This window comes from Kitasatospora sp. NPDC056181, from assembly GCF_042266225.1.
In the GTDB taxonomy this organism is placed as follows: domain Bacteria; phylum Actinomycetota; class Actinomycetes; order Streptomycetales; family Streptomycetaceae; genus Kitasatospora.
Genome location: NZ_JBHJUK010000105.1, coordinates 14,528 through 27,536, shown reverse-complemented (window position 1 = coordinate 27,536; position 13,009 = coordinate 14,528). Strand labels below are relative to the sequence as shown.

The 13,009-nt window shown below is 73.3% G+C and carries 14 protein-coding genes and 1 pseudogene; 7 read left to right on the top strand and 8 right to left on the bottom strand.

Annotated features, from left to right (window positions below; translation table 11 throughout):
* Window positions 1-653: 653 nt before the first annotated feature.
* Together ACFC1F_RS30935 and ACFC1F_RS30930 are read left to right on the top strand one after the other, a co-directional pair.
* On the top strand, window positions 654-959 hold the full coding sequence (locus ACFC1F_RS30935) for a hypothetical protein (protein WP_376163223.1): 306 nt from the start codon (window positions 654-656) through the stop codon (window positions 957-959).
* Between the two features lie 236 nt (window positions 960-1,195).
* Window positions 1,196-1,969: an aminoglycoside adenylyltransferase domain-containing protein gene (locus ACFC1F_RS30930; RefSeq protein ID WP_376163221.1), complete on the top strand. Its 774-nt coding sequence runs from the start codon at window positions 1,196-1,198 to the stop codon at window positions 1,967-1,969.
* 137 nt (window positions 1,970-2,106) lie between these two features.
* Here the strand turns inward: ACFC1F_RS30930 and ACFC1F_RS30925 are convergent, their stop codons facing one another.
* The 5 genes and pseudogenes from ACFC1F_RS30925 to ACFC1F_RS30905 form a co-directional block, all read right to left on the bottom strand.
* Window positions 2,107-2,958 carry a DNA ligase gene (locus ACFC1F_RS30925; protein ID WP_376163239.1) on the bottom strand — a complete coding sequence of 284 codons (852 nt, stop codon included), beginning with the start codon at window positions 2,956-2,958 and terminating at the stop codon, window positions 2,107-2,109.
* 195 nt (window positions 2,959-3,153) lie between these two features.
* Window positions 3,154-4,035, bottom strand: a pseudogene (gene ligD, locus ACFC1F_RS30920) (non-homologous end-joining DNA ligase); the annotation flags it as partial.
* Window positions 4,036-4,469: 434 nt separating this feature from the next.
* Window positions 4,470-4,982, bottom strand: coding sequence for an MmcQ/YjbR family DNA-binding protein (locus tag ACFC1F_RS30915; protein ID WP_376163219.1), 513 nt, complete (start codon window positions 4,980-4,982; stop codon window positions 4,470-4,472).
* Window positions 4,983-4,988: 6 nt separating this feature from the next.
* Complete coding sequence (locus ACFC1F_RS30910; RefSeq protein ID WP_376163217.1) at window positions 4,989-5,411, bottom strand: VOC family protein; 423 nt, start codon at window positions 5,409-5,411, stop codon at window positions 4,989-4,991.
* Between the two features lie 42 nt (window positions 5,412-5,453).
* Window positions 5,454-6,338 (bottom strand): helix-turn-helix domain-containing protein, encoded by an 885-nt coding sequence (locus ACFC1F_RS30905; protein WP_376163215.1) that lies wholly within the window; start codon window positions 6,336-6,338, stop codon window positions 5,454-5,456.
* A gap of 152 nt (window positions 6,339-6,490) precedes the next feature.
* Between ACFC1F_RS30905 and ACFC1F_RS30900 the strand changes: the two genes are divergently transcribed.
* A complete protein-coding gene (locus ACFC1F_RS30900) occupies window positions 6,491-6,925 on the top strand; it encodes a CBS domain-containing protein (protein WP_307853196.1) in 435 nt (144 codons plus the stop codon).
* A gap of 284 nt (window positions 6,926-7,209) precedes the next feature.
* Window positions 7,210-7,794 carry a pyridoxamine 5'-phosphate oxidase family protein gene (locus tag ACFC1F_RS30895; RefSeq protein WP_148640914.1) on the top strand — a complete coding sequence of 195 codons (585 nt, stop codon included), beginning with the start codon at window positions 7,210-7,212 and terminating at the stop codon, window positions 7,792-7,794.
* Between the two features lie 34 nt (window positions 7,795-7,828).
* On the opposite strand, the gene ACFC1F_RS30890 is transcribed toward ACFC1F_RS30895, so the two are convergent.
* Together ACFC1F_RS30890 and ACFC1F_RS30885 are read right to left on the bottom strand one after the other, a co-directional pair.
* Complete coding sequence (locus ACFC1F_RS30890; RefSeq protein ID WP_376163212.1) at window positions 7,829-8,464, bottom strand: DinB family protein; 636 nt, start codon at window positions 8,462-8,464, stop codon at window positions 7,829-7,831.
* Window positions 8,465-8,835: 371 nt separating this feature from the next.
* Window positions 8,836-9,225: a transglycosylase family protein gene (locus tag ACFC1F_RS30885; RefSeq protein ID WP_376163210.1), complete on the bottom strand. Its 390-nt coding sequence runs from the start codon at window positions 9,223-9,225 to the stop codon at window positions 8,836-8,838.
* Window positions 9,226-9,807: 582 nt separating this feature from the next.
* Here ACFC1F_RS30885 and ACFC1F_RS30880 point away from each other — a divergent pair.
* Window positions 9,808-10,221 carry a universal stress protein gene (locus ACFC1F_RS30880; RefSeq protein WP_376163237.1) on the top strand — a complete coding sequence of 138 codons (414 nt, stop codon included), beginning with the start codon at window positions 9,808-9,810 and terminating at the stop codon, window positions 10,219-10,221.
* Between the two features lie 109 nt (window positions 10,222-10,330).
* Here the strand turns inward: ACFC1F_RS30880 and ACFC1F_RS30875 are convergent, their stop codons facing one another.
* Window positions 10,331-10,684: a chaplin gene (locus tag ACFC1F_RS30875; protein ID WP_376163208.1), complete on the bottom strand. Its 354-nt coding sequence runs from the start codon at window positions 10,682-10,684 to the stop codon at window positions 10,331-10,333.
* 385 nt (window positions 10,685-11,069) lie between these two features.
* Here ACFC1F_RS30875 and ACFC1F_RS30870 point away from each other — a divergent pair, with 385 nt between their 5' ends.
* On the top strand, window positions 11,070-11,357 hold the full coding sequence (locus ACFC1F_RS30870; protein ID WP_148640909.1) for a hypothetical protein: 288 nt from the start codon (window positions 11,070-11,072) through the stop codon (window positions 11,355-11,357).
* Between the two features lie 55 nt (window positions 11,358-11,412).
* Window positions 11,413-12,924 carry a PLP-dependent aminotransferase family protein gene (locus tag ACFC1F_RS30865; RefSeq protein WP_376163206.1) on the top strand — a complete coding sequence of 504 codons (1,512 nt, stop codon included), beginning with the start codon at window positions 11,413-11,415 and terminating at the stop codon, window positions 12,922-12,924.
* The last annotated feature ends 85 nt before the right edge of the window (window positions 12,925-13,009 follow it).

Below are 13,009 nucleotides of genomic sequence, written 5' to 3'. Positions count from 1 at the left end.
TCGGGGGTGGGGGGCTCCGGGGGGGGGGGCCCCGCCGGGTGAGGGGGCGGGGGGGGGGGGGCCGGTGGGCCCCCCCCCCCCCGGGGCCCCGGCCCCGGCCGGGCGCACGGGGTGACCGGACGAGGACCGAACGGGGACCTGAGGGTGATCTGGGGGGACTTGAACGGCCGGCTCGGGGCGCGGGCGAACTGACGCGGAGTCACACGGTGTGCTGGGCGGAGGCTTCAGAGGGTGTTCTGCGAGTCTTGGGCGGTTCTCGTAGTCCTTTAAGGTAAGGCGGGTTGTCCGGTTCCGGTGCTTCACGGCGGGGCCGCCGACGCGGTGTGCTGATGGATGTGGGTAAGCGTCCCGAGTGCCCGAGCGACCTGTCGGATGAGGCCTGGGAGCTGATCCGGCCGGTGCTCACCGCGTGGAAGGCGAAGCATCCCTCGGTCAGCGGCCATGCGTCATGCTCCGCCGCCTCACCCGCGCCGCCACCCCGACCTGGCGCGACCCGCCACCCTGGCATTCAGCACCTGTAACCGGCGGGAGCGTCGATGAGGGAACTTCTGGACAAGATCGAGACCAGGCAGCAGCTCGTCCCCTAGACAGCCGAACGGCTGCGTGACCAGATCGCCCAGCTCACCGAACAACTCGCCGCTGCCGAAGACACCTTGGAACGTCTGGAGATCACCCGCGCGACTGTGGTGGAACTGGCTGCCGAGGACGGCATCCCGCTTCCGGAGCCGCTGCCGCCCGGATACCACGAGATCCTGGCCGCCCTCGAGAAGGCCACGGACGGGCTCCGCGCCAAAGACGTCTGCCAGGCACTCGGCCTCGGCGCCGAACCACGGCATACCGAAGGCACCCGCGCGAAGCTCAAACGCCTGGTGACCTGCGGCATCCTCACCGAACCCGAGCCCGGCCTGTTCGCCCTCACCAAGCCAACACCGGGCGCACCGGAGGCCAACTCAAGCTGAAATCCGGCAAAGGCTGACTTCTGACACGAGATCTTTACCGCTTGCCGAGAAGAGACGCGATCCGCCCGCTGGAATCTCGATTGCCCAGCAAAGGGGGCGACGGCTACCGTCCATCCCATGACGTCGTACTGCTTCGCCGCAGGACAGATCCGCCGCGCCTGAACGCGGCGGCACATCCCGTTCATCTCCGCCGCGCCCGTGAGCCCCTTCCACTTCAACGGGTATGGAGATCCACCATGTTCACCCCATACCGGGAGCTGGACGCGCTCCTGGACGAGTTCGTCCACGCGGTCCGCGGAATCCTCGGCGACACGTTCGTCGGTGCTTACCTGCAGGGCTCCTTCGCGTTGGGCGCCGGAGACCTGCACAGCGACTGCGACTTCATCGTTGCCACTACCGTCCTGCCCGCCAGGGCCGCAGAGGCAGAGCTCCGCCGGCTCCACGACGAGATTCCCACCCGTCCGGACTTCTGGACCAAGCACCTGGAGGGCTCCTACGCGGACACCACGTCCCTGCGCGCCGTCGCCGGGCTCGGAACACCGTGGCTGTTCTGCAACCACGGCCACCGCGAGTTGATCTGGGACACCCACTGCAACAGCCCGCACACCCGCTGGATCCTCAGGAACCACGGAATCACCCTCGCCGGCCCCCCGGTCACCGACCTCGTCGACGCAGTGCCACCCCAGGCCCTGCGCGAATCGATGCGCGAGATGCTGCCGGGCCTCATGGAAGACCTGCGGACCTGGGCCCGCTTCGACGTGGCCTGGAGTCAGCGCTATGCCGTGACCACCTACTGCCGGGCACTGTTCACCCTGCACACCGGCGAGGTGGCCTCCAAGCGCGATGCACTGGAATGGGCGCGCGAAACCCTTGACCCGCGCTGGCGCCCCCTGCTCACTCAGGTGATCCAGGACCGGGAGCTGGGCTGGGACCCGACCGACCCGCCACGACCGGGCAGCCTCGAAGCGATGTACGCCTTCGGTGCCTACGCGGAGTCTTTCGCCGGCTGAACGGAGCCGGGCCCGGCCGAACCCCTCCCGTCAAGGACGTGGGCCGGCGGGGCCCGGATCATCACACCATTGCTCAAGCTCATCCGACAAGCAGTCAAGATTGCTTATTGGAGGTTCAAGGCTCACAGAACACCCTCTCAGTCCCCGCGCAGGCGGACGAAGGTCGCCGTCGGCGGCCGGCCGGTGACCGTCACCTCGGCCCGGAGCAGGGCGGTGAGCGGGTGGAGGGTCCCGTGGTCCGGGTCGCGGACCGGCTCACCGAGCCGCCCCCGCACCCCCTCGGCGACCTGCCGGGACTGCACCGGTGTGAGCTGCGGGGTGGAGAGCAGCACCCGGCCGTCGGCCAGCTCCAGGACCAGCGCCCGTGGCCGGGCCGCCGTGCCGATGACGGCGCGGACGGCTGCGTCGAGGGTGTCGGAGCGCCGGTACTTCACCCAGACCCGGCCCGCGCCGCGCGGGCGGTAGGAGGAGCCGGTCGCCTTGCACACCAGGCCCTCCACCCCGGTGTCGGCCAGCTGTTCCATCCAGGCCAGCGCCTCGGCCCGGTCGGTGGTGGCCATCACCGGCTGGACCGGCGGGGGCACGTCGGCGAGGGCGGCGAGCAGCAGCCGGCGCCGGTCCGCGAGCGGCAGCCGCCGGACGTCCCGCCCGGGAAGCGCCAGGACGTCGAAGGCGATCAGGCCGAGCGCGGTGTCGTCGGCGGCCCGGGCCTGCCGGGTGCGCAGCAGCTCCTCGAACGCGAACCGGCCACCGCGCCAGGCGACCAGCTCGGCGTCGAGCACAAGCCCGGCCGGGAGCCGGGCGACGGCGGCGGCGACCGGCGGGAACTCGGCGGCGAGGTCCCGCCCGGACCGCGACTGGAGGTACGGGGGCTGCTCGCCGCGTGCGAAGGCCACGCAGCGGAAGCCGTCGAGCTTCAGTTCGTACAGCACGCCCGAGCCGCCCAGCCCGTCCGGCGGGGGAACGGCGGGGACGGCGGCCGGGCGCATCACCTCGACGGGCGGGTCCACTACCAGGGGAGAGCGCGACGACGTGCGCGCGGGGGCGGGGGCGGGGGCAGGGGCAGGGGCAGGGCCGAGGCTCTGTGTGGGGGCCGGGGCGCTGGTCGGGCTCGTGGGTGGCGCCGTGGCCGTGGGGAGTGTCGGGATCGTGGCGGGTGCCGGGGGCGTGGGGAGTGTCGGTGCGGCCGGGAGCGGGCGGGCCCGGTCCGCGGCCAGCAGCGGGGCGAACAGGTCGCCGAACTCGGCGAGCCGCCCGGGGAGCTCGGCGAGCGTGAACACCAGCTCCTCCTCCGACCGGGCCCGCTCAAGCTCCGCCCAGGAGAGCGGCGTGGACACCGTGGGCCGGGCCCGCGCCCGCAGGGTGTAGGGCGCGGCGGTGGTCTTCTTGGCGTTGTTCTGTGACCAGTCCACCAGCACCCGCCTCGTGCGCCGCGCCTTCGCCATGGTGTGCACGACGAGGTCCGGGTGCGCCGCCTCCAACGAGGCCGCGAGCTCCTTGGCGTACGCGGAGACCCGGGCGCTCGGGGTCGGTTCCAGCGGGACCAGCAGATGCAGGCCCTTGGAACCGGAGGTCTTCACCCAGCAGTCGAGCCCGTCCGCCGCCAGCCGCTCGCGCAGCAGGAGGGCCACCGCCCGGCAGGTCAGCACGGTTGCGCCCTCGCCCGGGTCGAGATCCAGCACCAGCCGGTCCGCGAGTGCGGGCGCGGCCGCGTGCCACTGTGGGACGTGCAGTTCCAGACAGCCCAGGTTGGCCGCCCAGAGCAGTGCCGCGCCGTCGTCCAGCACCACCTGCCGCAGCTCCCCGCTGCTGCTCGGCACCTCCACGGTCCGTACCCAGCGGGGCGTCCCGGCGGGCGGGTTCTTGGCGATGAACACCTCACCGTCCACCCCGTCCGGGCAGCGCAGGAAGGAGACCGGACGGTCGCGCAGGTGCGGCAGCAGCACGGTGTGCACGGCCGCGTAGTAGCGCAGCACCTCGCCCTTGAGCGTGCCCGTGGCCGGGTAGTACACCTTCTCCAGGTGCGAGAGGGCGAGCGTGCGCCCGTCCACCACCATCTGCGGCATGGCCGCCTCCGAGCTGCGCCGGGCCGCCGCGCCGGTTCGCGGGGCCCGCGCAGCCAGTCTGCCCGGCCTTCCGGCCGTCCGCTCCTCACGGCGTGAGCAGTGCCCGGGGCACCGTGCGGGAACAGCGCCGCCTGCGGGAACAGCGCGGTCCACGGGAACAGTGCCGCCCGCGGGAATAGTGCCTCCCGTCGATCGGCATCACGAACACCTGGGTACGTCCTGCCTGACGCCCTCCGGCGACGCGGGAGCGAAGCGGGCTTCGATTCCCAGGGGTCGGGTGTCCAGGGGTGGGTGTCCGGAGGCCGGATCCAGGGTGCGAGCCCCCAGGGGGCGGATTTCCAGGAGGGGGATTCGCAGGAGGGGGATTCCCGGGGATCGGATCCCCACGGGGATGGTCATGGGGCGAGGAAGGGACGCCCGACCCGAGGTTCGCGTCAGCTCGCGACCAGGGCGTGCGCGTCGGCCACCAGGTCCTGGACCCGGGCCCAGTCGACCGGCGGCACGTCCAGGTAGACCCCGATCCAACCGCGGTGGCCGACGTACGGGGGCCGGAAGAAGCGGTCCCGGTCCTCGGCGATCAGGAACTCCTGTGCCCCTGCCGGGGCCGGGCACCAGAACGCGAGGCGGTCGTCGTGATGGTGGTCGGCGAGCATCACGAACACGCGCGCCCTCCGCCCCGCCCCGGCGAACCAGGTCGGCTCCCCGTGACTGACCCGCTCGGAGACCTCCGGCAGCGCCAGGCAGAGCGCCCGAAGCCGCTCGACGGCGGCCTCGGAGGCTCCGGGGGCGTTGGCGGTCCCGTGAGCCGCGTGGGTCGCATGAGTCGCATGGGCCTTACGGGGTGAGGGCTGGGCGGGCGGAGGAGCGGCCGACGGCCCTCCGGCCGGGGACCCTGCGGTGGCAGACGGGGTGGTGGCAGACGGGGCGGTGTTGGGGTGCCGGGGCATCGGGACTCAGCCGGCCGAAGGGCGGGGCGCGCCCGGGTAGGTGCCGAAGTACCAGCGGTTGCCCTCAGGGTCGGCGGCCGAGAAGTCCCGGGAGCCGTAGTCGGTCTCGAACGGCGCCGTCGTGATCCGGGCCCCGGCGGCGACGGCGCGTGCGTGGACCGCATCCGGGTCCGCCGTGACGACGTACGCGGTGAAGCCGCCCGGGCGGCCGGGCCAGGGCTCGGCTCCCTCGGGGTCGGGCCGGTCCGAGCCCAGCATCACGCCCCCGCCCTCCGGCCAGGCCAGTTCGGCGTGCGTGACGAGGTCGCCCTCGCCGTACGCCACCACCTCCTGGAAGCCGAAGGCGTCCACCAGGAACCGGATCAGCGCCCGGGCGTCACGGGCGCGCAGGCTGGGCCAGACCTGCGGGACGGGAGTCTGGGTGTCCATGGCGAGTTCCTCCTCGGAAGGGCAGTGGCAACCGGGGGGCTGTCACAGCTCCCACTCTGGCGCCGCCGTCCCGGCCCCGCCTTGGACGTTTCGGAACTTCGCCGCGTCGGGCCCCTCCTCCGCCAGCCACACACTCGGTGCGCAGCCGGCCAGCGTGCGGAACTCCCGGGCCAGATGGGCCTGGTCGAAGTAGCCGCAGTGCGTGGCCAGCTCCGCCAGCCGGGGCGGCGGCCCGGGCGCGCAGAGCAGCCGCCGGGCCCGGTCGAACCGGATCACCCGGGCGGCGGCCTTCGGCGTCAGCCCGGTCTCGTGGCGGAACCGGTCCTGGAGGTGCCGGCTGCTCCATCCGGTGTCCGCGGCCAGCGCCGACACCGGCAGCGCCCCGCCGCTGCGCCGCAGCGCCTGCCAGGCCCGGACGACCTCGGGTGGCACCCGCCCGGAGGGGCGTGCGGCCCGCAGCAGCGCGCCGTCGAGGACGGCGAACCGTTCCGGCCAGCCGCGGGCCAGCTGGAGCGCCTCCTGGAGCCGCGCGCTCGCCCGTCCGAGGACGGCCTCGGCCGGGACGTCCACCCCGGCCAGCTCCCCGGCCGGCAGGCCGAAGAGCGCCCGGGCGGCCAGCGGGTGCACGGCGATCTGGATGCCGGACTGCCGGCCGTCGTGGGTGATCAGGGCGGGGGAGGTGTGCAGGCCGCCCAGCAGTGTCGCGTAGCTGTCGGCCGGCTGGGCCGGGTCCGGGTGCCCGGCGACGGTGAGCGGCTCGTCCAGGGTGAGGATGAAGGTCAGGTACGGCGAGGGCAGCCCCCGGTGCACGGCGGGCGCGATGCCGCGCTGGCGGTAGCCGGAGTACCAGGCGACGTACGGCCGGAGGGCCGTGGCGGGCCGGCTCCGGACGGCTTCGTCGACCGTGTCGGCGAGTTCCTGCGTCACCTCCCCAGTATCGCGCCCGGTATCCCGCCGCCGGCAGCGGCTGCGGCCCGGCGTCCCCGCCTTCGCGTGGGCTCGCGGTCGGCAGGAGTGTTGCTTATGGTGATCGCACCGGAACACCCGGTACTCGGGGGCAGATCTGACAAGGAGTCCCAGTGACCACTGCCCGAGACATCATGCACACCGGCGCCCAGTGCATCCGCGCCGACCAGACGCTCGCCGAAGCCGCCATGATGATGCGCGACATGAACGTCGGTGCTCTGCCGATCTGTGGCGACGACCAGAAGTTGAAGGGCATCATCACCGACCGCGACATCGTCGTCCGTTGTCTTGCCGAGGGCAGGGACCCGGCGAACATGACGGCCATGGAACTGGCCGGCCACCTGCACTGCGTCCGTGCGGAGGACAGCATGGACACGGTGCTGAAGAAGATGGAGCAGCACCAGATCCGCCGCATCCCCGTCATCGACGGCGACCGGCTGGTCGGCATGATCAGCGAGGCCGACCTGGCCATGGGCCACCGCAACGGCCAGCGCCTGACGGACCAGCAGATCATCGAGTTCATGGACAGCGTGTACATGATGCGGTGATCCGCGGGCTGCCTGTGAGTGCCCTCGTGCGTACGGCGCGAGGGCACTTGCCGTTGCCGGACCGGCTCGCGCGTCCTCGGATCGTGCAGCCGGCCGGGCCGCGTAGTCGTGGTCGGTGTCACAGCCGGCCCCCGCCCCCTCGGGGTGGAAAGGCGTGTCGGCTTCCGTGGCGCCGTCGTGCGGTGCGGCCGCCCGGGGCCCGACGCAGGCGTCCCAATTGCGCGAGAGCGTCCCAACATCCGAGCGAAATGTTCTTGCCATCCGGGATGCGAGAGAATCCCGTCATGGGAAAGACATACGAAAAGATTGACGGCCGTCTGCGGGAGTTCATCGAGCGTCAGCCCGTCTACTTCGTCGCCACCGCGCCGCTCGCCGCCGACGGACATGTGAACGTCTCGCCCAAGGGGCGGTCGGGCACACTCGCGGTGATCGACGAACTCACGCTCGCGTACCTGGACTTCGGGGGATCGACCGCAGAGACCATCGCGCACCTCCGGGAGAACGGCCGGATCACCCTGATGTGGTGCGCCTTCGACGGCCCGCCGACCGTGGTGCGGGTGCACGGACAGGGCGAGCCCGTCTTCCGGGACGACGCCCGGTTCGGGGACCTGCTGGGCCACTTCGACGCGGAGGCGGACGGCTCCGCGCTGCGCGCGATCGTCCTGGTGAAGGCCGAGCGGGTGAGCGACTCCTGCGGGTTTGCGGTCCCGCTGATGGACTACCGCTCGGACCGGGACCTGCACGAGCAGTACTTCGACCGGAAGACGGACGAGGAGTTCAACACCTACTGCGAGGGCAAGCAGTACATCGGGACCAGCATCGACGGCCTGCCCGCCCTTCCGCTGCCGCTCCCGCCCCGCCCGGCCTGAGACCTGCCGGTGGGGGTCGGGGCGGCCCGCGGCGTCAGGGCGTCGAGGACCACCCCGCGCGGTAGAGGTGGAGGTCGCGCAGGAGGGCGATCTCGGCGCCGTGGTGGAGCAGTTCCTGATTGACCCACCAGACGATGTCGATGAACGGGTTCTCCGGGTCGCTGCCGTAGGGGTAGGCGCTGTGGCCGACGGTGTCGAGGGCCGCGTCGTCGGTGTCGGCCAGGACCTTCCGCCAGGCGTCGGCCGCCGTCTCGAAGGCCGCGATCGCGGATGCCGCGTCGCCGGCCACCTCGAAGTCGTCCCGGGTGAGCGAGCGGGTGCCGCCGGTGTGGTCGGCCCGGAGGGCGAGCATCTCGGTGAGGTGGCAGAGCCGCCAGGCCAGGGTGGTGAACGGCGGGGGCACCGGGTGGGGTGCGGGGGCGGTGTCCCGGCCCCAGTCGCCGGCGCCGACGAGCATGGTCGCGCGGGAGCCGGGCCCGTCGGCGTGGCGGCGGACCGACCAGCACCCGGCGACCGGCTCCCACAGGTACTCGTCGTCCGTCATCGGGCCGACCGGGACGTCCGTGCCGTTCCCGCTGTTCACGACCGGGCCGGCCAGGCGGTCGGCGAGCCGCTCGCGGGCGAAGTCGTACTGCTCCAGCAGGGGGACCATGCGCTGAGGCATCGTCATCGGGTGCTCCCACGGTAGACACTGATCGGCTTCGGGCCGCCGGAACGGCCGAACCGGCACCCGCCCGCACCGTGTCACACCGTCGAGCGCGCCCGCGACGGGTTTTCCGCGCGGCGCCCGACGGGAGCAGGCGGACCCGCAGGCGTGAGGCGGACCGGTCGAACTGCGGGCGGTGGTGGTCTGCAAGGACTGAGCTGTCCGGACCGGACCGGGGTGGTGGCGGAGCAGGAAGTCGGCGGGTCCGACTTCTTGTTCCGTCCCTTGTCGGGTCGGGAAATGCCACGACGCCGCTGTACCGTTCCGGGCCCGGGGTGGGTCGGTGGGTGCAGCGGCGTGGTCGTGGTGGCACCGGGGTGGGGGTGCGGGGGGTGTTACTTGGTGAGGCCGGCCTTGACGGAGCAGACGGGCCAGGCGCCGGGGCCCTGGGCGGCGAGGACCTTCTCGCCGATGGTGATCTGCTGGGCCTTGGTGGCCTGGTGGGCCTGGGGGGCGTAGGCGGTGCCGCCGAAGGCGGCCCAGGTGCTGGAGGTGAACTGGAGGCCGCCGTAGAAGCCGTTGCCGGAGTTGATGGCCCAGTTGCCGGTGGCCTCGCACTGGGCGACCTTGTCCCAGACGGTGGCGGGGGCGGCGGAGGCGGCGTTGGCCGTGACGAGGCCGGCCACGGGCAGGGCGGTGAGGGCCCCGGCCATGAGTGCCATGCGGACGCGGTTGCGGCGCTTGGTGGCGGTGGTGGCGGTGGCGGTCTCGTGACGGAAGGTCATGGGTGTCCTTTGGGTGTGCGGGCGTGCGGAACCAGGCCCTGGGGGCGGTGGTTTCGGGGGGCTCGCGGGGTGGGGCACCGGGTGCGGTGGGCGGTGGTGCCGGGGAGCGGTGTGCTCGGTGCAACGGGTTCGAAGTTACGGGGGTGGGTGCGGGGGTTTCAAGGATTCGCAGGTTTGGGCACGTCAGGGTGCTGTTACCGGGGGTATGGATCTAGGAAATGGGATGTTTTGAAGCCAAATGCCCCATTTTTCAAGATCGAATAAGGCCTGGAAGTGGTCCGGGCCACACCGGGAGGGCTGTGAGGCCGGGCACATGGTCGACGGTGCGTGACCGGTCCCGGGCGGCCCGTGCGGGAAGTCCTGCCGGCCGGCCCGCCCCGGGGTGGCCCGCACCACAGCCCTCACCCGCCGTGCCCCGCGCCGTCACCCGCTGTACCGCAATAGCCTCGGGCCATGAGCAACGAGAGCGATGCAGAGGCCGTCGGCGGCGCCGGGGAGCCCGTCGGCGCCGGGGGGCCTGCGGGGGAGCCGGGGGCGGCGGTCGCCCCGGCCGGGTTCGAGCTGGGGACCGACGGGCCGAAGATGATCCTGGCCGGGCTGGACGGCTCGGACTCCTCCTGGCGGGCCACCGCCTACGCGGCCGGGCTTGCCAGGCGGCAGAACGCGACCCTCGCCGTGGCGTACGTGCAGCCCGTCCTCGGTGCGGCCACCGCGCTCGCGGGCGCGGCCGTCGAGGAGACCACCCAGGAGATCGCCGATGAGCTGCTGGCCGCGCTGCGCGAGGCCGAGCACCGGCTGCGCGACGTCTGGCGGGTGGAGTGGCGCTTCCTGACCGTCCGCGGCGACCCGTTCACCGGGCTGGCCAGGATGGCGGACGACCTGCGGGCGGACGCCGTCGTCGTCGGCGCGTCGGAGCAGGCCGGTCACCGGGTGATCGGCTCCGTGGCGGTGAGGCTGGTGAAGGCGGGGCGCTGGCCGGTGACCGTGGTCCCGTAGGGAGTCCGAGGCCCGGGGCACGCCCGGGAAGCGGGAAGGGCTGCGGTCCCGGGGGAAGCCGGGGACCGCAGCCCTTCGTAGTGGGGGCGGACGGGAGATCGGCGCGGGCCTATCCGCCGAGGAGGGAGATGCTGTTGCCGCAGATGTTGAACTGCGCGTTGATCGGGATCTGGATCTGGTTGCCGGAGAGTACGCCCGGGGAGCCGGTCACGATGCCGCTGGCGGTGGCGCTGCCGGTGTTGATGCAGGTGGTCCCGCCCTGTGAGCCGTCGAGCAGCAGGCCGTCGGCGATCCCTGCGGTCGGGGCTACGGCCGGAGCGACTGCGGGGGCCTTGGCGGGGGCCATGGCGTGGGCGCCGTACCCGGCGCTGTCGCAGTCGCCCGCGAAAGCGGGACCGGCGGATATGACGGCCAGCGCGGCGGTGAAGCCGGCGGCGAACAGGTACTTCCTGGTGTTGGTCATGGCGGAAGGAATATCCAGGCGACACGCCTGGCATCGCACAATCCGCCGATATGACCACTCGAACGCAGTCACGATTCGCCTCGGACGCAGCAGTCGCGCCACCCGGTCGGATCAGGCCCACTTCCCCTGCCGGAGCGTGGACGGCGCGCTCCTGACCCGCTGGTCGCCCGCCCCACCGAGGTGGCTCGCCCCGCCGCGGTGGCCTGCGCACCCGGCGGCCCCGTCCCGCCCGGTCCCGCCCAGCCCGGTCCCGGTCCCGGCGCAGGGCAGGGATGGGCCACAGGCCCCGTGCCCCCGGGACGTCCGCCGCCCGAAGCTCGATGCACGGGCCGCAGCGGCGGCCCGTGACGGACGGTCCGGCTCACGGAGCGAGAGGAAGACCCGCATGTTCGCGCACTGGGGCACCTTCACCAAGAACGACACCCTCGGCGACTGCCTCGGCCTGGCCCAGGCCGCGGTGGAGAGCCAGGGCTTCCAGGTCTGGGACCTCGCCGGCGACGGCGACTACCAGGTCATCGGCGGCAACAACGACGTGATCACCACCATTGTCTGCGTCCCGCAGGCCGGCAACACCTGGCTGACGGTCAGTGCCTACTCCACGGACTCGACGCTCGCCGAGCGCACCCGCAACGACGTGCGCTCGTACATCGTCAACTCGATCCGGATCGACTGATCCGAGGCCGGCCCCCGTCGTGGGGGACACCCGCCCGGCGATAGGGTTCGTGACCATGACGGACACCCCGACCGCCGGCTCCGCCACCTCCAGCTCCGCCGCCACCTCCAGCTCTGCCGCGGCCGCCGGCTCCGCCACCGCTGCCGCGGCCGCCACTTCCGGCAGCGACCTGCACCTCGACCTGCCCGCCACCGGCGGCCGTCGCGCGGCGCTGATGGCCGCCCTGCGCGAGGCGATCCGCAGCGGCCGTCTCGCCCCCGGTACCAGGCTGCCGCCCTACCGCACCCTCGCCGCCGACCTCGGCGTCGCCCGCAACACCGCAGCCGACGCGTACGCCGAGCTGGTCGCCGAGGGATGGCTCACCGCCCGGCAGGGATCGGGGACCACCGTCGCCGACCGTGCCGAGCCGGTTGCCCCGAGCCGGTCCCGACGGGTGTCCCCGCCCCGCCCGATCGCGCACGACCTGCGCCAGGGCCAGCCCGACGCCGCCTCCTTCCCGCGCGCGGCCTGGCTCGCCGCCGGCCGTCGGGCGATCACCGCGGCGCCCAACGAGGCCTTCGGCCCGGGCGACCCGCGGGGGCGGCGCGAGCTGCGGGCCGTCCTCGCCGACTACCTGGCCCGCGTACGGGGGGTGCGTACCGATCCCGAGCGGATCGTCGTCTGCTCCGGCTTCGCCCACGCGTTGCGGCTGCTGTTCGACGGCGAGGGCGCCGTGCTGCCCGCGCGTGAGAACGGGCCGCTGGCCGTGGAGGCCTACGGTCTGGCCTTCCACCGCGCTCTGCTGGCACGGGCGGGGGTGACCACCGTGCCGCTGCCGCTGGACGAGGACGGCGCGCTGGTCGGCGGGCTGGCCGGGCTGCCCGAGGTCCGGACGGCACTGCTCACCCCCGCCCACCAGTTCCCGACCGGGGGACCGCTGCACGCGGCCCGGCGGTCGGCGGTGGTCGACTGGGCGCGCGGGCGCGGCGGGCTGGTCCTGGAGGACGACTACGACGGCGAGTTCCGCTACGACCGGCAGCCGGTCGGCGCGGTGCAAGGGCTCGACCCGGAGCGGGTGGTCTACCTCGGAACCGCGAGCAAGAGCCTCACGCCCGCGCTGCGGCTCGGCTGGATGGTGCTGCCCGACCACCTGGTCGACCGGGTGCTGGCCGCCAAGGGCGAGCGCGAGGCCTGGGCCAGCGCGCTCGACCAGCTGACGCTCGCGGAGTTCATCGAGTCGGGCGGTTACGACCGGCACGTCCGCCGGATGCGCCGCCGCTACCGGGACCGCCGCGACCACCTGGTGGCCGCCCTGGCCGCGCGGGCACCGCACATCGAGGTGTCCGGCATCGCGGCCGGTCTGCACGCGGTGCTCCGACTGGCGCCCGGCACCGAACGCTCGGTGCTGAAGGCGGCCACCTACCGGGGGCTGGCCGTGGACGGACTGGCCGACTACCGGCACCCGCTGACGGGGCGGGACGAGATGCCCGCGACCGACGGCCTGGTGGTCGGGTACGCCACGCCGCCGGACCACGCCTACCAGGCGGCGGTGGCCGCACTCTGCGACATCCTGCCGCCGCCGCTCTGAGGACGGCCGGCGGGGAGCCCGGCCCGCTGTGCTCGGCACATGCCGACGGGAGGACGGGAACCGCAGGAGGCTGCCGGGAACATCC

What these genes read in the sequence shown, in the direction of transcription:
- ACFC1F_RS30880 (WP_376163237.1), top strand. Translation starts at nt 9,808, where the DNA reads ATGATCCTGGCCGGGCTGGACGGCTCGGACTCCTCCTGGCGGGCCACC.
- ACFC1F_RS30875 (WP_376163208.1), bottom strand. Translation starts at nt 10,684, where the DNA reads ATGACCAACACCAGGAAGTACCTGTTCGCCGCCGGCTTCACCGCCGCG.
- ACFC1F_RS30930 (WP_376163221.1), top strand. Translation starts at nt 1,196, where the DNA reads ATGTTCACCCCATACCGGGAGCTGGACGCGCTCCTGGACGAGTTCGTC.
- ACFC1F_RS30925 (WP_376163239.1), bottom strand. Translation starts at nt 2,958, where the DNA reads ATGCGCCCGGCCGCCGTCCCCGCCGTTCCCCCGCCGGACGGGCTGGGC.
- ACFC1F_RS30890 (WP_376163212.1), bottom strand. Translation starts at nt 8,464, where the DNA reads ATGACGATGCCTCAGCGCATGGTCCCCCTGCTGGAGCAGTACGACTTC.
- ACFC1F_RS30915 (WP_376163219.1), bottom strand. Translation starts at nt 4,982, where the DNA reads ATGCCCCGGCACCCCAACACCGCCCCGTCTGCCACCACCCCGTCTGCC.
- ACFC1F_RS30870 (WP_148640909.1), top strand. Translation starts at nt 11,070, where the DNA reads ATGTTCGCGCACTGGGGCACCTTCACCAAGAACGACACCCTCGGCGAC.
- ACFC1F_RS30885 (WP_376163210.1), bottom strand. Translation starts at nt 9,225, where the DNA reads ATGACCTTCCGTCACGAGACCGCCACCGCCACCACCGCCACCAAGCGC.
- ACFC1F_RS30895 (WP_148640914.1), top strand. Translation starts at nt 7,210, where the DNA reads ATGGGAAAGACATACGAAAAGATTGACGGCCGTCTGCGGGAGTTCATC.
- ACFC1F_RS30865 (WP_376163206.1), top strand. Translation starts at nt 11,413, where the DNA reads ATGACGGACACCCCGACCGCCGGCTCCGCCACCTCCAGCTCCGCCGCC.
- ACFC1F_RS30910 (WP_376163217.1), bottom strand. Translation starts at nt 5,411, where the DNA reads ATGGACACCCAGACTCCCGTCCCGCAGGTCTGGCCCAGCCTGCGCGCC.